The organism is Pseudomonas sp. P116 (assembly GCF_020149425.1).
Taxonomy (GTDB): domain Bacteria; phylum Pseudomonadota; class Gammaproteobacteria; order Pseudomonadales; family Pseudomonadaceae; genus Aquipseudomonas; species Aquipseudomonas anatoliensis.
In genome coordinates, this window is record NZ_JACVHB010000002.1 from 865,273 (window position 1) to 881,615 (window position 16,343).

General features: G+C 59.5%; 11 protein-coding genes. 6 read left to right on the top strand and 5 right to left on the bottom strand.

Annotated features, from left to right (window positions below):
* Positions 1-6: 6 nt before the first annotated feature.
* Positions 7-1,257 (bottom strand): lipoprotein-releasing ABC transporter permease subunit, encoded by a 1,251-nt coding sequence (locus ICA15_RS10245; RefSeq protein WP_150604496.1) that lies wholly within the window; start codon positions 1,255-1,257, stop codon positions 7-9.
* A gap of 94 nt (positions 1,258-1,351) precedes the next feature.
* Here ICA15_RS10245 and ICA15_RS10250 point away from each other — a divergent pair, with 94 nt between their 5' ends.
* Both ICA15_RS10250 and ICA15_RS10255 read left to right on the top strand, forming a co-directional pair.
* A complete protein-coding gene (locus ICA15_RS10250) occupies positions 1,352-1,933 on the top strand; it encodes a PilZ domain-containing protein (protein WP_210553171.1) in 582 nt (193 codons plus the stop codon).
* A 14-nt stretch (positions 1,934-1,947) separates the two neighbouring features.
* Positions 1,948-2,670, top strand: a complete 723-nt coding sequence (locus tag ICA15_RS10255; protein ID WP_042560155.1) for a glycerophosphodiester phosphodiesterase — start codon at positions 1,948-1,950, stop codon at positions 2,668-2,670.
* A 42-nt stretch (positions 2,671-2,712) separates the two neighbouring features.
* Here ICA15_RS10255 and sthA read toward each other — a convergent pair whose 3' ends face one another.
* Positions 2,713-4,107 carry a Si-specific NAD(P)(+) transhydrogenase gene (sthA, locus tag ICA15_RS10260; protein ID WP_007907752.1) on the bottom strand — a complete coding sequence of 465 codons (1,395 nt, stop codon included), beginning with the start codon at positions 4,105-4,107 and terminating at the stop codon, positions 2,713-2,715.
* Positions 4,108-4,308: 201 nt separating this feature from the next.
* Positions 4,309-5,355 carry an FAD:protein FMN transferase gene (locus ICA15_RS10265; protein WP_210553172.1) on the bottom strand — a complete coding sequence of 349 codons (1,047 nt, stop codon included), beginning with the start codon at positions 5,353-5,355 and terminating at the stop codon, positions 4,309-4,311.
* Between the two features lie 74 nt (positions 5,356-5,429).
* Between ICA15_RS10265 and ICA15_RS10270 the strand changes: the two genes are divergently transcribed.
* The gene (locus ICA15_RS10270) at positions 5,430-6,728 is read left to right on the top strand and encodes an MFS transporter (protein WP_210553173.1); all 1,299 of its coding nucleotides are present in this window, start codon (positions 5,430-5,432) and stop codon (positions 6,726-6,728) included.
* Positions 6,729-6,909: 181 nt separating this feature from the next.
* Here the strand turns inward: ICA15_RS10270 and ICA15_RS10275 are convergent, their stop codons facing one another.
* Positions 6,910-8,373, bottom strand: coding sequence for a glyceraldehyde-3-phosphate dehydrogenase (locus tag ICA15_RS10275; RefSeq protein WP_150604500.1), 1,464 nt, complete (start codon positions 8,371-8,373; stop codon positions 6,910-6,912).
* Positions 8,374-8,727: 354 nt separating this feature from the next.
* On the opposite strand from ICA15_RS10275, the gene mfd reads away from it, so the two are divergent.
* From mfd to ICA15_RS10290, 3 genes are read left to right on the top strand one after another with little or no spacing between them, the layout of a single operon-like run.
* Positions 8,728-12,177: a transcription-repair coupling factor gene (mfd, locus tag ICA15_RS10280; protein ID WP_210553174.1), complete on the top strand. Its 3,450-nt coding sequence runs from the start codon at positions 8,728-8,730 to the stop codon at positions 12,175-12,177.
* Positions 12,178-12,187: 10 nt separating this feature from the next.
* Positions 12,188-12,754 carry a CsiV family protein gene (locus ICA15_RS10285; RefSeq protein ID WP_210553175.1) on the top strand — a complete coding sequence of 189 codons (567 nt, stop codon included), beginning with the start codon at positions 12,188-12,190 and terminating at the stop codon, positions 12,752-12,754.
* Positions 12,755-12,765: 11 nt separating this feature from the next.
* Positions 12,766-15,456, top strand: a complete 2,691-nt coding sequence (locus ICA15_RS10290; protein WP_210553176.1) for a DEAD/DEAH box helicase — start codon at positions 12,766-12,768, stop codon at positions 15,454-15,456.
* Between the two features lie 137 nt (positions 15,457-15,593).
* Here the strand turns inward: ICA15_RS10290 and ICA15_RS10295 are convergent, their stop codons facing one another.
* Complete coding sequence (locus tag ICA15_RS10295) at positions 15,594-16,331, bottom strand: S-methyl-5'-thioinosine phosphorylase (protein WP_210553177.1); 738 nt, start codon at positions 16,329-16,331, stop codon at positions 15,594-15,596.
* Positions 16,332-16,343: the final 12 nt, after the last annotated feature.

Genomic DNA, 16,343 nt, shown 5'->3' on the forward strand with positions numbered 1-16,343 from the left:
CCCGACTCACTCATAACGTAGCGCCTCCGCCGGCTGGGTGCGCGCGGCACGCCAGGCGGGATACAGGGTGGCGAGGAAACTCAAAACCAATGCAGCGGCGCAGACCATGACCACATCCTGGCTCTGCACCTGCGACGGAAGATAATCAATGAAATACACGTCAGCATTAAGGAACTTGTGCCCGAGCAGCCCTTCGAGGGCCGAGATCGCAGCGCTGACGTTGAGCGCGGCGAGAATCCCGAGCACCGCGCCGATCGCTGTGCCGACCACGCCAATGACCGTGCCTTGCACCATGAATGTGCGCATGATCGTCCCCGGCGTGGCGCCGAGGGTGCGCAGAATGGCAATGTCGCCCTTCTTGTCGTTCACCACCATCACCAGCGTGGAAATAATGTTGAACGCCGCCACCGCAACGATCAGCAGCAACAGCAGACCGATCATGGCTTTTTCCATGCGGATCGCCTGATACAGATTGCCGTGTGTGCGGGTCCAGTCACGGGCGTAGAAACGGTCTTCGCCAAGTTGCTGGGCGATGTTCCATGCCTCACGCGGTGCCTGAAACAAGTCGTCGAACTTCAGACGCAGGCCCTGCACCTGATCAGGCTTCCAGCGATGCATTTTCGCCAGATCCTGCAGATTGGTGACGCCCAGATAACCGTCGAGCTCGCCGGCGCCGACATGGAAAATGCCGACCACGGTGAAGCGCTTCATGCGCGGGAACATCCCGGCCGGGGTCACGCTGACCTCCGGGGCGACGAAGGTGACCTTGTCACCCAGACCCACGCCGAGCTTGGTCGCGGCCTTGTCGCCGATGACGATGCCGAAGCTGCCCGGCGTCAGGTCGTCGAGTTTGCCCTGCTTCATGAAGTTGTCGATGATCGAGACATTGCGTTCAAGCGCAGGGTCAATGGCGTTGAGCAACACCTTGGAGACCTGACCGTTATTGGTCAGCAGGCCCTGCATCTGGGTGAACGGCGCGACGGCCGCCACCTGCGGGTTCTGCTTGACCTTGGTGGCCAGGCTTTGCCAATCGTTGATCGGATCAGTGGATTCAATGGTCGCGTGGGGCACCATGCCCAGCACGCGGGTGCGCATCTCATGATCGAAGCCATTCATCACCGAGAGCACCACGATCATCACGACTACGCCAAGGGCGAGCCCGATCATCGAAGTCAGGGAAATGAATGACACAAAATGATTGCGACGCTTTGCACGGGTATAACGCGTGCCGATAAATACGAAGAGAGGTCTGAACATGTCGGGGCTTGTTCGGAGGGAAAAGGAACGTCCTTGTGGCGGGGGTCGATAACCAGCTTTACACTCAGACCACCGCCGCTACCATGGGTTCGCCATGTCGACATTAGATGAAGAAGATCGCCGCGAATACTACCGTATCGAGGACACGATCGCACTGGAAATTCGGCCCCTGTCCGCTCCCGAAGCCGCAGGCCAGGAAGTGTTGCAGGATGCTTCCCCTCTATTCAACCTGCTCAGCGAACTGCACCTGAGCGAATTCGAGTCGCAGCACCTGTTGCGCCAGATCAGCGAACGCGATCGGGCCATCGCCGCGTTCCTGAAATCCCAGAACAAGCGCATCGACTTGCTCAGCCAGGTGGTCGCCCTCACCGTGCTCGGCCAGATCGGCGATCCGCAACCGGTGATTATTTCCGAGGGCGGCATCGACTTCCAGCACCCGACGCCCATCGCCACGGGGGCACACCTGTCGATCAAGCTGGTGCTGATGCCCCAGGCGCTCGGCCTGTTGCTGCGTGCCCGCGTCACCCATTGCGACCGCAAGGGTGAGGGTTATGACGTCGGCACCGAGTTCGAACACTTGACCGATGCCCAGCGCCAGTTGCTTGCCCGCTACATATTGCAGAAGCAGGCCCAGGAACGTCGTCTGGCCCGCGAACAAAACGAATCAGGCATTTAAATTAAGGAAGAACCGTGACCCTCATCTACGGCCACCGCGGCGCCAAGGGCGAAGCACCGGAAAACACCCTGACCAGTTTTCAGGAATGTCTCAAGCACGGCGTGCGCCGCTGCGAACTGGATCTGCACCTGTCAAAGGACGGCGAGCTGATGGTCATCCACGACCCGACCCTCAAGCGCACCACCGACCGTCGCGGCAAGGTCGTCGAGCAGACTGCCGCCGATCTGGTGACGTTTGACGCGCGCAAGGGTGGCCCGGGCTGGATCAAGCCGTGCCCGATTCCGACGCTGGAAGAGTTGTTCGAGAAGTGTGATTTCGAGCATTGGCAGCTTGAAGTCAAAAGTGCATCGCGCACCCGCGCTGCCACCACCGTGTTGGCAATTCGGGAAATGGCGCAACGCCACGGCTTGCTCGACAAGGTGACCATCACCTCGAGCTCGCGGGAAGTGTTGAAGGCGGCGCTGGATCTGGTGCCGGATGTGTCGCGCGGTCTGGTCGCCGAGTATGCCTGGCTCGACCCGTTGAAGGTCGCGCAAAGCTACGGCTGCGAGATTCTGGCGTTGAACTGGACGCTGTGTACGCCTGAGCGCCTGCAAAAAGCGCAGCGTCAGGGCCTGCATGTGTCGGTGTGGACCGTCAACGAGCCTGCGCTGATGCGCAGACTCGCCGACTTCGGCGTTGACAGCCTGATTACAGACTTTCCCGGTTTGGCCACTGCCACCCTCGAGAATTGCTGAAATCGGTCTCCCCGGCCGGCTCAGGCCACCGGCCGGAGCCCGTCAAAAAAGCCGGTTGAGGCCGTCGTACGCCGCTACCCGATAGGCTTCAGCCATGGTCGGGTAGTTGAACGTAGTGTTGACGAAGTACTTCAGTGTGTTCAGCTCGCCCGGCTGGCTCATGATCGCCTGACCGATGTGAACGATCTCCGACGCCTGATAACCGAAGCAGTGAACGCCCAGCACTTCCAGGGTTTCACGGTGGAACAGGATCTTCAGCATGCCTTGCGGTTCGCCGGCAATCTGCGCTCGCGCCATGCTCTTGAAGAATGCCTTGCCGACTTCGTATGGCACTTTGGCCTGAGTCAGCTCCTGCTCGTTCTTGCCGATCGAGCTGATCTCCGGAATGGTGTAGATGCCGGTCGGCACGTCGTTGACGAAGCGCCAGCTATTGTTATCAACAATGCTGCCAGCGGCCGAACGGCCCTGGTCGTGAGCAGCACTGGCCAGGCTCGGCCAGCCGATCACGTCGCCCGCGCCGTAGATGTTCGGCACGCAGGTGCGGTAAGCCTCATCGACTTCGATCTGGCCACGGCTGTTGACCTTGACGCCGATGTTTTCCAGACCCAACTGATCGGTGTTGCCGGTACGACCATTGCACCAGAGCAAGGCGTCGGCCTTGATCTTCTTGCCGGACTTCAGATGCAGGATCACGCCGTTGTCGACGCCTTCAACGCGATCGTAATCTTCGTTGTGGCGCACGGTGATGTTGTTGTTGCTGAAGTGGTAGCTCAACGCCTGGGAGATTTCCGAGTCGAGGAAGCTCAGCAACTGACCGCGGTTATCCACCAGTTCAACCAGCACGCCCAGACCACTGAAGATCGAAGCATATTCGCAACCGATCACGCCGGCGCCGTAAACGATCAGTTTGCGCGGGGTGTGGCCGAGGCTGAGGATGGTGTCGCTATCGTAGATACGCGGGTGGTGGAAATCGATGTCCGCCGGGCGATACGGGCGCGAACCGGTAGCGATGATGATGTGCTTGGCCACCAGTTTCTCGACCACGCCATTGGCGCAGACCACTTCGATGGTTTGCTCGTCGGCGAAGCTGCCGGTGCCGAAGAACACGTCGACACGATTACGGGCGTAGTAGCCAGTACGCGAGGCGACTTGTTTGGAAATGACTTTCTCGGCGCTTTTCAACACGTCCGGGAAGGAGAACCAGCGCGGCTCGCCGATGGCCCGGAACATAGGGTTGGTGTTGAACTGCATGATCTGCCGCACCGAGTGACGCAGTGCCTTGGACGGGATGGTGCCGAGGTGGGTGCAGTTGCCGCCGACCTGGCGACGGCTGTCGACCATCGCGACCTTGCGCCCTGCTTTGGCGGCGTTCATTGCCGCGCCTTCTCCTGCCGGGCCGGAACCCAGCACCACCACGTCGTAGTTGTAGACAGCCATGCGTACTCCTCAGAACAGGCCGCGGTGCCAGCAGCACCGGCGGCTAAATCACGCCGAACGGCGGCGTGAAGGAACAATTGGGGGTCAGTAAAGAACCCGGACACAGTCTATAGAAGCGTCAACGCCGCGCACATTAACCCTTGGTCGCGTCGTAGGCTACTTTTGCCTGCACTACAACGCCAGCTTTCGTATTGTTCTCAGTCAATTTTTTGCGCCAGCGAGTCGATCGAAAGCCTTGCTGGTGCGGATGACAAAACCTGTATCGGCACGAATGACAAAGAATGCACCAATGTCATGTTTTTCGACATAGGCCCACGCCCTTTCAGGCCCGAGAATCAGCAACAGCGTCGATAGTCCATCGGCCATCAACGCTGAAGGATGAATGACCGTGACCGACGCCAGGTCGTGTAGGACGGGCGCGCCACTGCGTGCATCGAAGGTGTGGGAATAACGCCGACCGTCCTGCAGGAAATAGTTGCGGTAGTCACCCGAAGTGGAAACGCCGTAGCCGTCGACATTAATGATGCGCTCGGCGACCTGCTGATCATCGCGAGGCGCTTCCAACGCGATGCGCCATGGCGAACCGTCGAGTTTTTTGCCCTTGGCCTTCAGTTCGCCTGTGGCTTCAACGAGGTAATCGTCGATACCCATGGCCTCGAGCCGGGTGGCAATCGTGTCGGCGGCATAACCGGCGGCGATGCTGTTGAAGTCGACTTCGACGGCGGCGTCCTTGCACAACTGCTCGCCATCGATGCGCAGATGCTGGTGACCGACCCTGCGCAACACTTCAGCCAACGCAGCGGCGCCCGGGACCTTTTCTTCGCGACCTTGCGGGCCGAAACCCCAAAGATTCAGCAGCGGCTCCACGGTCAGGTCGTAGGAACCTTCGCTTTGCTCTGACAGCTGTTCGCCCACGCGGACCAATTCGAGGATAGGCGCGGGCATTCTCTGACACGTATTGGCGGGCAATGCGTTGAAGCGCTCGATGTCCGAGTCACTGCGATACGTGGACATTTGCCGCTCGATTTCACCGAGGATGCCCTCCACTTCGCTGCGCAATCGCGTGGCATCCGCCTGACCTGCATGGCGCACGTACTTGATCGAATACGTGCTGCCCATGGTCGCGCCGCCAAAGTTTTCAAGGCTGTCGCCGTTGCCGCAGCCGGACAAAACAGCGACCAGCACCACAAGCCCTCTGCACCGTCCAGTTAACAAATCTTCATCTCCCTGCAAAACCGCGGCGGCCATTATGGACTACAGAGCGCGCTCGCTCCGAAACGGATGCAACGCCTTCATACAAATTCAATAGTGAGTATCTGCAAATGTCCTCGACCACGGGCAACGGCAAAGCGATTTTTCGCGTTGTCAGCGGCAATTTCCTCGAAATGTTCGACTTCATGGTCTACGGCTTCTACGCCACGGCCATCGCCAAAACCTTCTTCCCGGCCGACAGCGCTTTTGCATCCCTGATGCTGTCGCTGGCCACGTTCGGCGCCGGCTTCCTGATGCGTCCATTGGGGGCGATTTTCCTCGGCGCTTACATCGACCGTCATGGCCGGCGCAAAGGCCTGATCATTACCTTGGCAATGATGGCCGCCGGCACCGTGCTGATCGCCTGCGTCCCCGGCTATGCAACGCTTGGCGTGGCAGCACCGTTGCTGGTGCTGTTCGGACGCCTGCTGCAAGGCTTCTCGGCCGGCGTGGAACTGGGCGGCGTGTCGGTGTATCTGGCGGAAATCTCCACACCCGGCCGCAAGGGCTTCTTCGTCAGTTGGCAGTCCGCCAGCCAACAGGCGGCCGTGGTATTCGCCGGCCTGCTCGGTGTCGGTCTCAATCACTGGCTAAGCCCGGAGGAGATGGGCGAATGGGGCTGGCGCGTGCCGTTTCTGATCGGCTGCATGATCGTACCGGTGATCTTCGTCATCCGTCGTTCGCTGGAGGAAACCCCGGAATTCCAGGCGCGCAAACATCGCCCTACCCTGCGCGAAATCGTCCGTTCAATCGGTCAGAACTTTGGCATTGTCATCGCCGGCATGGCGCTGGTGGTGATGACCACCGTGTCGTTCTACCTGATCACCGCCTACACCCCGACGTTCGGCAAATCCGAACTGCATCTGTCGGATCTGGACGCCTTGCTGGTGACGGTCTGTATCGGCCTGTCGAACTTCTTCTGGTTGCCGGTGATGGGTGCGGTGTCCGACAAGATCGGACGTAAACCCCTACTGCTGGCGGCGACAATTCTGGCGATTCTGACGGCTTATCCGGCGCTGTCGTGGCTGGTGGCCAATCCGAGTTTCAGCCATCTGCTCATCGTCGAACTGTGGTTGTCGTTCCTGTATGGCTCTTATAACGGTGCGATGGTGGTGGCGCTCACGGAGATCATGCCGGTGGAAGTGCGTACGACAGGATTCTCGCTGGCCTACAGCCTGGCGACGGCAACGTTCGGTGGTTTTACGCCAGCAGCGTGCACTTATCTCATTCATGTGCTGGGTAACAAAGCTGCGCCGGGGCTCTGGCTCACGGGTGCGGCTGTACTGGGGTTGATTGCGACGCTGGTGCTGTTTCGTGGCAACAGGCATGAGCTGCGTACTGCGCAAGCGGCTGTGGTCGGCGGCGCCTGACAGGACGCCATCGCTGGCAAGCCAGCGATGAGGGCATAAAGCAAAGATCGCAGCCTGCGGCAGCTCCTACAGAAATCAAATGCGATCTCCTGTAGGAGCTGCCGCAGGCTGCGATCTTTTGATCTTCCCCAAACAAAAACGCCCCGACACAAGTCGGGGCGTTTTCATGTGCAGCTAAGGCTTAGCGCGGGAACGCTGGCGGGTTTACACCGGCCATGTCTTCCATCACGCGAACCACCTGGCAGCTATAACCGAACTCGTTGTCGTACCAGACGTACAGAACAACGCGGTTGTCCTGAACGATGGTCGCTTCAGCGTCGACCACACCGGCGTGGCGCGAGCCAACGAAGTCGGTCGAAACCACTTCCTGCGAATTGACGAAGTCGATTTGCTTATGCAGATCGGAGTGCAGCGCCATGTAGCGCAGGTACTCGTTCATCTCTTCACGGGTGGCGGCTTTCTCAAGGTTGAGGTTGAGAATGGCCATCGACACGTTCGGCGTTGGCACACGGATCGCGTTACCGGTCAGCTTGCCGGCCAGTTCAGGCAGGGCCTTGGCAGCAGCGGTGGCAGCACCGGTCTCGGTGATAACCATGTTCAGCGCGGCGCTACGGCCACGGCGATCGCCCTTGTGGAAGTTGTCGATCAGGTTCTGGTCGTTGGTGTACGAGTGAACGGTTTCGACGTGACCATTGATGATGCCGAACTTGTCATTCACAGCTTTCAGCACCGGCACGATGGCGTTGGTGGTGCAGGAAGCGGCGGACACGATCTTGTCTTCAGCGGTGATTTCACCGTGGTTGATGCCGTGAACGATGTTCTTCAGCTTGCCTTTGCCAGGCGCGGTCAGAACAACGCGGTCGATACCCGGGCATGCCAGGTGTTGACCCAGGCCATCAGCGTCACGCCATACACCGGTGTTGTCCACCAGCAGCGCGTCTTTGATGCCGTACTGGGTGTAATCCACCTCAGTCGGATTCTTCGCGTAGATCACCTGGATCAGGTTACCGTTGGCGGTGATGGTGTTGTTTTCTTCGTCAATGGTGATGGTGCCGTTGAACGAACCATGGACCGAATCGCGACGCAGCAGGCTGGCGCGTTTGGTCAGGTCGTTGTCGGCGCCTTTACGCACGACGATGGCACGCAGACGCAGACCGTCACCACCACCGGTTTTTTCGATCAGGATGCGCGCCAGCAGACGGCCGATACGACCGAAGCCGTACAGCACAACGTCAGTGCCTTTGCGGGCCGAGGCGTTTTGCTGGCCAACCACGTCAGCCATTTCTTCACGAACGAACTGCTCGGCGCTGCGGCCATTGCCTTCGTTGCGGAATTTGAACGCCAACTTGCCCAGGTCTACCGAAGCCGCGCCGAGCTTGAGCTCGCTCATGGCTTTGAGCAGGGGGAATGTTTCGTGGACGGAGAGTTCGCTGTCGTCGGAAGAACGGTGGCGCGCAAAGCGGTGAGCTTTGAGAATCGCGATGACAGACTGGTTGATCAGGCTGCGGCCATAGATCGAGCTCACCACGTTGTTATTGCGGTAGAGCTGACCGATAAGCGGGATCATCGCTTCTGCGAGTGCTTCACGGTCGATCCATTCACCAAGACACTGGTCGGGCTTCTGAGTCACGGTAACCTTCCACATGTAGGGGCAGAAAAAAGGGGCTACATTATGCCGCTCAGAACCTCTTGTAGCAATGCGCGCTTGTCGCGCAAACGCTAACAAATTTCCGTTCAAAAAAATTACGCCCTTCTCCAGCCCAGTAAATACGCGGCCTCCAGCACAGTCAATTTTTCGACGACTGTTAGACGATGTCTGTAACCCTCCGAAACACCACGCGGTTTCGGCACTACATAACCGCTAAAAAAGTGCTGGTTTTTATGGTTACCACTACATTTCACCCAAACATCGAAGATAGACACAGTCTGCAACTGACAGGCAGCATCGGACGCCGCTACAATTACCGACTTTGTCGCAACGCCTGGAGCTCAACCTTCCGTGCCTGTTCTGCGTCTACCGCAACTCCCTGCCGAGGCAGGTAAACAGCATTGGGGCAATTTGCCCGGTGCCGCCCTGAGCCTGGCGATTGCCGAGGCTGCCAGCGCTGCCAAGCGCTTCACCCTGCTCCTGACCGCCGACAGCCAAAGTGCCGAACGGCTGGAACAGGAGCTGAGTTTCTTCGCCCCGGATTTGCCCGTCCTGCATTTCCCCGACTGGGAAACCCTGCCCTACGATCTGTTCTCGCCGCACCAAGACATCATTTCCCAGCGCATTGCCGCCTTATACAGGTTGCCGGAGCTGGCGCATGGCGTGTTGGTGGTGCCGATCACCACGGCTCTGCATCGTCTGGCGCCGACCAAGTTCCTGCTCGGCAGCAGCCTGGTGCTGGATGTCGGCCAGAAGCTCGACGTCGAGCAAATGCGCTCGCGGCTCGAAGCCAGCGGCTATCGCTATGTAGACACCGTCTACGAGCACGGCGAGTTCACCGTGCGCGGCGCGTTGATCGATTTGTTCCCGATGGGCAGCAAACTGCCCTATCGCATCGACCTGTTCGACGACGAAATCGAAACCCTGCGCACCTTCGATCCGGAAAACCAGCGTTCCATCGACAAGGTCGATTCGGTCAAGCTGCTGCCGGCCCGTGAGTTCCCACTGCAGAAAGACGCGGTCACCCGCTTCAAGGCGCGCTTCCGCGAGCGCTTTGACGTTGATTTCCGTCGCTGCCCGATCTTTCAGGATTTGAGCAGCGGCATCACACCGGCCGGTATCGAGTACTACTTGCCACTGTTCTTTGACGAAACCTCGACCCTGTTCGATTACCTGCCCCAGGACACCCAAGTGTTCTCGCTGCCGGGCATCGAGCAAGCGGCGGAGAATTTCTGGAACGACGTACGCAATCGTTATGAAGAGCGCCGCGTCGATCCTGCTCGTCCTTTATTGCCACCTGCCGAATTGTTCCTGCCGGTGGAAGATTGCTTTGCCAGGCTGAAGAGCTGGCCGCGCGTAGTTGCCAGTCAACAGGACGTGGAAGTCGGTGCCGGTCGCGAGCGCTTCCCGTCACAAGCGCTGCCGAATCTGGCGATCGAAGCCAAGGCCACGCAACCGCTGGCAGCGCTGGCAGGTTTCCTCGATGAATTCCCCGGACGCGTGCTGTTCACGGCAGAATCGGCGGGCCGTCGCGAAGTCCTGCTGGAGTTGCTCGAACGCCTGAAGCTGCGACCGAAAACCGTCGACAGCTGGCCGGATTTCGTCGCAAGCAAGGATCGCCTGGCGATCACCATTGCGCCGCTCGACGAAGGCCTGATGCTCGACGACCCGGCGCTGGCATTGGTCGCCGAAAGTCCGCTGTTCGGTCAGCGAGTCATGCAGCGTCGCCGTCGCGAGAAGCGCGCCGACGGCAACCACGACGCGGTGATCAAGAACCTCACCGAGCTGCGCGAAGGCGCGCCGGTGGTGCACATCGATCACGGTGTCGGCCGCTATCTGGGCCTGACGATTCTGGAAATTGACGATCAGGCTGCCGAATTCCTCACCCTCGAATACGCCGAGAACGCCAAGCTCTACGTGCCGGTGGCCAACCTGCACTTGATCGCCCGCTACACCGGCAGCGACGATGCACTGGCCCCGCTGCATCGCCTCGGCTCGGAAACCTGGCAGAAAGCCAAACGCAAAGCGGCAGAGCAGGTGCGCGACGTTGCCGCCGAATTGCTCGACATCTATGCCCGTCGCGCCGCTCGCGAAGGTTATGCATTCGCCGATCCGAAAGCCGATTACGCGACCTTCAGCGCCGGCTTCCCGTTCGAAGAAACGCCCGACCAGCAAACCACCATCGAAGCAGTGCGCGCCGACATGCTCGCGCCGAAACCGATGGATCGCCTGGTCTGCGGCGACGTGGGTTTCGGCAAGACCGAAGTGGCCATGCGCGCGGCGTTCATCGCCGTGCACGGCGGCCGCCAGGTTGCGATCCTGGTACCGACCACCCTGCTCGCCCAGCAGCATTACAACAGCTTCCGCGACCGCTTCGCCGACTGGCCAGTAAGCGTGGAAGTGATGAGCCGTTTCAAGTCCGCCAAGGAAGTGAACGCGGCGATTGCCGATCTGGCGGAAGGCAAGATCGACATCGTCATCGGCACGCACAAATTGCTGTCCGACGACGTGAAAATCAAAAACCTCGGGCTGGTAATCATCGACGAAGAGCACCGTTTTGGTGTGCGTCAGAAAGAACAGCTCAAGGCCTTGCGCAGCGAAGTCGACATTCTGACCCTGACGGCCACGCCGATTCCGCGCACGCTGAACATGGCGGTGTCGGGCATGCGCGACCTGTCGATCATTGCCACGCCGCCGGCGCGACGCCTGTCGGTGCGCACCTTCGTCATGGAGCAGAACAAGAGCACGGTCAAAGAGGCCCTGCTCCGCGAACTGCTGCGTGGCGGACAGGTTTATTACCTGCACAACGATGTGAAGACCATCGAGAAGTGCGCCGCCGATCTGGCCGAACTGGTGCCGGAAGCACGAATCGCCATCGGCCACGGGCAGATGCGCGAGCGCGAACTCGAACAAGTGATGAGCGACTTCTATCACAAGCGTTTCAACGTGCTGATCGCCTCGACCATCATCGAGACCGGCATCGACGTCCCGAGCGCCAACACCATCATCATCGAGCGCGCCGACAAGTTCGGTCTAGCGCAACTGCATCAGTTGCGCGGACGTGTCGGTCGCAGTCACCACCAGGCTTACGCCTACCTGCTGACGCCGCCGCGCCAGCAAATCACCTCAGACGCAGAAAAGCGTCTGGAGGCGATCGCCAATACTCAGGATCTCGGCGCCGGTTTCGTACTGGCCACCAACGACCTGGAAATCCGCGGCGCCGGCGAACTGCTCGGCGATGGCCAGAGTGGCCAGATTCAAGCCGTGGGCTTCACGCTGTACATGGAAATGCTTGAGCGCGCGGTTAAATCGATCCGCAAGGGCGAGCAACCGAATCTCGATCAACCGCTTGGCGGTGGCCCGGAAGTCAATCTGCGGGTACCGGCGCTGATTCCGGAAGACTATCTGCCGGACGTCCACGCCCGCCTGATCCTGTACAAGCGCATCGCGTCGGCCACCGACGAGGAAGGTTTGAAGGATCTGCAAGTCGAGATGATCGATCGTTTCGGCCTGCTGCCGGAGCCGACCAAGAATCTGGTGCGCATCACAGCCCTGAAGTTGCAGGCCGAAAAGCTGGGCATCAAGAAGGTCGACGGTGGCCCGCAGGGTGGACGCATTGAGTTTGAAGCGCAGACCCCGGTCGACCCGATGACCCTGATCAAACTGATTCAGAGCCAGCCAAAACGCTACAAATTCGAAGGCGCCACGATGTTCAAGTTCCAGGTGCCGATGGAGCGCCCGGAAGAGCGCTTTAATACTGTAGAGGCGCTGTTTGAGCGCCTCATCCCGAAAACTGCTTGAAGGACGCCGCATGCGCCTGTTTCGTTCACTGACCTTGCTACTCACCTTGGTAGCACCTTCGGCGTTTGCCGATGACCTGTATCAGGTCGAAATGATTCTGGTGCGCCAGAACGCTGTGCCGGCGATTGTCAGCCGCGCCGCGCCGGAAGACTGGGCCGCGGGCGCCCAGCGTTTGGGCGACGACAGCAAACGTACGCCGGCGCTGAATGACGTCGTCACCAAACTCACTGCCAGCGGCGAGTACAGCGTATTGATGCACAAGGCCTGGCAGCAAACCCTTGGCGAATCGCCGGTAAAAGTCGCGGTCAGCGAAGGCAACGAGCAATTCGGTCAGTTCCCGATCGAGGGTACGCTTGAGATGAAACTCGGGCGTTTCACCGACGTGGCTGCGGATTTTTGGGTCAATCAGATCGACGCCAACGGCCTGGTCACCGCCAGTGAGCGCCTGAAACAGGACAGCCACACCAAAAACGGCCAGCTCAATTATCTCGACAACGGCCATCTGGCCCTACTGATCAAGATCACTTCCCTGACCGCGCCTGCGCCACGGGAAGCGCCTGAAGTCGTACCGGACTGATCGAAGTCCTTATGTCCCCGCCCCTGAGTAAACCGTTGGCACCCTCCTGGGTCAGCCGATTCAAGGAACAGAGCCTGGAGCGTGGTCGCCGCTACGCCCTGGAAAACCGGGTACGCATCGCCCAGGTCGGCGATGCGACCATTACCGCCAGTTGCGAAGGCTCTGGCGGTAACGTCTACCGTCAGACCATTCACCTGCGCGAGTCAGCTAAAGGCACTTTGCTGTTGGTCGACGCCGCGTGCACCTGCCCGGTTCGCAGCAACTGCAAGCATTGCGCAGCGGTGCTGCTGAAAATCCAGGAAACCCTCGAGTACCCCGCCGCCGCAAAAGACGCCGAGCTGCTGGAAAAACTCCAGGCAGTGCTGGAAAACCGTGGCCCGAAGGCGCCACCGCAAGTGCTGGTCGACAACGTGCAACCAATGCCTCGCCTATGGCTGGCCAGCGTCGAGTTCAGCGCATTTGAACCGCGCAACGGCAAGATGCAGCGCTACATTCAGCATCGCGCGGCGTTGTCGTTCAGCTATCTGGACGAATACGTCAGCGGGCAGAAAAACAGCGACATCCTGATCCGCCAGGAAACCCAGACGCTGCGGATAAAACGCCACCCGGAAGTCGAACAGTCCTACCGCGAACAGTTAAGAATCCTCGGCTTTCGTATCGCCACCCGGCAGAGCAAAGCCCTGCCGGAAAGCGCTGGCGAGCTGTATGAAATGGTCAATGACAGCGCCTGGCTGACCTTTACCCTCAACGAACTGCCAAAGCTGCGTACCCAAGGCTGGGAATTGCAGATCGACGAAGAGTTCGGCTTCGACCTGACCGCCGTGGATGACTGGTACGCCACAGTTGAACAGGCGCCAGAGCGCGACTGGTTTGATCTGGAACTGGGGATCATCGTCAACGGTGAGCGCCTGAGCTTACTGCCAATCCTGCTCAACCTGATGCGCTCGCACGCGGAAATCCTCAATCCGGAGCGCCTCGCGCGGCGCCGTGACGACGAGCTGATTCTGGTCAACATTCCACAGCGCAACCTCGAGCACGGACCGTTGCAGGTGGCGCTGCCGCTGGGCCGGCTGAAACCGGTGCTGGCCACGCTCGGCGAGTTTTACTTGCAGGAACCTGGCGAAACCACCCTGCGCCTGAGCAAGGCTGACGCCACGCGTCTTAATTCGCTGGAGGGCCTGCCGCTGCTGTGGGAGGGCGGCGAGCAGATCCGCACGTTTGCCCAGCGCCTGCGCGATATCCGTGATTTCAGCATCGAGACCCCCGAAGGCCTGAACGCAACATTGCGTCCGTACCAACTCGAAGGCTTGAGCTGGATGCAGTCGCTGCGGCAACTGGAAGTGGGCGGGATACTCGCGGATGACATGGGTTTGGGCAAAACCCTACAGACGCTGGCGCATATTCTCAGCGAGAAAATCGCCGGGCGCCTGGATCGTCCGTGCATGGTGGTGATGCCTACCAGCCTGATCCCGAACTGGCTCGATGAGGCGGCGCATTTCACGCCGCAACTGAAAGTGCTCGCGCTTTATGGCGCCAGTCGCAAAAAGCACTTCGACAATCTGGCTGACTTCGACCTGATCCTCACTACCTACGCGCTGCTGCCCAAGGACATTGAACGTCTGGTGCAACAGCCTTTGCATGTCTTGGTGCTGGACGAGGCACAGTACATCAAGAACCCCAACAGCAAAGCGGCGCAGGCGGCGCGCGAGTTGAATGCGCGTCAGCGTCTGTGCCTGAGCGGTACACCGCTGGAAAATCACTTGGGCGAGCTGTGGTCGCTGTTCCATTTCCTGCTGCCGGGCTGGCTAGGCGACGTTAAAAGCTTCAACGCCGACTACCGCGTGCCGATCGAAAAACGTGGCAGCGAGGTCAGACTTCAGCACCTTAATGGTCGGATAAAACCGTTTCTGCTGCGTCGCACCAAAGAACAAGTCGCAACCGAGTTGCCGCCCAAAACTGAAATCATTCACTGGGTCGATCTCAACGAAGCGCAGCGCGACGTGTACGAAACCATGCGCCTGGCCATGGATAAAAAAGTCCGCGACGAGATCACCCGCAAAGGCGTGGCGCGCAGCCAGATCATCATTCTTGAAGCATTGCTCAAGCTGCGTCAGGTTTGCTGTGATTTGCGCCTGGTCAACGGCGCCACCCTGCCCGCCCGCGGCAGCACTTCCGGCAAGCTCGACAGCCTGATGGAAATGCTCGAAGAGCTATTCGAAGAAGGTCGGCGGATTCTGCTGTTCTCGCAGTTCACTTCGATGCTGTCACTGATCGAGGATGAACTGAAGAAACGTAAAATCTCCTACGCCCTGCTGACCGGCCAGACCCGTGATCGGCGTACACCAGTGAAGGAATTCCAGAGCGGCAATCGTCAGATCTTTCTGATCAGCCTGAAGGCCGGTGGTGTTGGCTTGAACCTGACCGAAGCGGATACGGTGATTCACTACGACCCGTGGTGGAACCCCGCGACCGAAAATCAGGCGACCGATCGCGCGTACCGCATCGGTCAGGAGAAACCGGTGTTCGTTTACAAGATGATTGCCCGAGGCACGGTGGAAGAGAAGATTCAGCACTTGCAGAAAGAGAAGTCTGATCTGGCAGCGGGTGTGCTGGATGGGCGCAAGGCTGGAGACTGGAAGCTGCAGAATGACGATATTGAAGCGTTGTTTGCGCCGTTGCCGGATAAGCTCGACAAGCGTTGAGATCTTCAGCGCCAGTTAGATCGTCATCGCTGGCAAGCCAGCTCCCACAGTGATTTGGGATTGAACACTATTTTGTGAACAATACAAAAACCTGTGGGAGCTGGCTTGCCAGCGATGGAGTCAACTCGCAGGCCTGATCAGCCTTTGAGCACCCGCGCCAACGTCGATTTCACCTTGCCCATGCCGTCATGCAACGCCTGCTCAATCTCGGCCATGGTGATCACTTGCGTGGTCTTGCCCGCCGCCGGGTTCACCACCAGCGCCAGACACGCGTAATCAAGATCCAGCTCGCGAGCCAGCGCTGCTTCCGGCATGCCAGTCATGCCAACAATGTCGCAACCATCTCGCTCCAGACGTACGATCTCGGCGACCGTTTCCAAACGCGGGCCTTGGGTGCAGGCATAAACACCCTGATCGCTGTACTCGCAACCTTCGGCAGCCACTGCCGCAATCAATTGCTGACGCAGCGGCTCGCTGTAGGGAAAGCTGAAATCGATGTGAGTGACCTGTTCCAGGTCATCGGCGAAAAAGGTGTGCTCACGACCGCTGGTGTAGTCGACGATTTGATGTGGTACGCAGAAATGCCCGGTGCCCATCGCCGGATGAATCCCGCCCACGGCGTTGACTGCGATGATCGCTTCGGCGCCGGCCTGCTTCAACGCCCACAGGTTGGCGCGGTAGTTGACCTTGTGCGGTGGAAAGCGATGCGGGTGCCCGTGACGCGCGAGGAACAGCACTTCCTTACCGGCGTATTCGCCAATCTGCACGTCGGCCGAAGGCGCACCATATGGCGTGTCCACTGCCAGCGACTGGCGAATGCTCAAGCCCTCGAGCTGGGTCAGGCCCGTGCCACCGATGATTGCGTAAACCGTCATAACGAAAAATCC

What these genes read in the sequence shown, in the direction of transcription:
- ICA15_RS10265 (WP_210553172.1), bottom strand. Translation starts at nt 5,355, where the DNA reads ATGGCCGCCGCGGTTTTGCAGGGAGATGAAGATTTGTTAACTGGACGG.
- ICA15_RS10250 (WP_210553171.1), top strand. Translation starts at nt 1,352, where the DNA reads ATGTCGACATTAGATGAAGAAGATCGCCGCGAATACTACCGTATCGAG.
- ICA15_RS10290 (WP_210553176.1), top strand. Translation starts at nt 12,766, where the DNA reads ATGTCCCCGCCCCTGAGTAAACCGTTGGCACCCTCCTGGGTCAGCCGA.
- ICA15_RS10295 (WP_210553177.1), bottom strand. Translation starts at nt 16,331, where the DNA reads ATGACGGTTTACGCAATCATCGGTGGCACGGGCCTGACCCAGCTCGAG.
- sthA (WP_007907752.1), bottom strand. Translation starts at nt 4,107, where the DNA reads ATGGCTGTCTACAACTACGACGTGGTGGTGCTGGGTTCCGGCCCGGCA.
- ICA15_RS10245 (WP_150604496.1), bottom strand. Translation starts at nt 1,257, where the DNA reads ATGTTCAGACCTCTCTTCGTATTTATCGGCACGCGTTATACCCGTGCA.
- ICA15_RS10285 (WP_210553175.1), top strand. Translation starts at nt 12,188, where the DNA reads ATGCGCCTGTTTCGTTCACTGACCTTGCTACTCACCTTGGTAGCACCT.
- ICA15_RS10275 (WP_150604500.1), bottom strand. Translation starts at nt 8,373, where the DNA reads ATGTGGAAGGTTACCGTGACTCAGAAGCCCGACCAGTGTCTTGGTGAA.
- ICA15_RS10270 (WP_210553173.1), top strand. Translation starts at nt 5,430, where the DNA reads ATGTCCTCGACCACGGGCAACGGCAAAGCGATTTTTCGCGTTGTCAGC.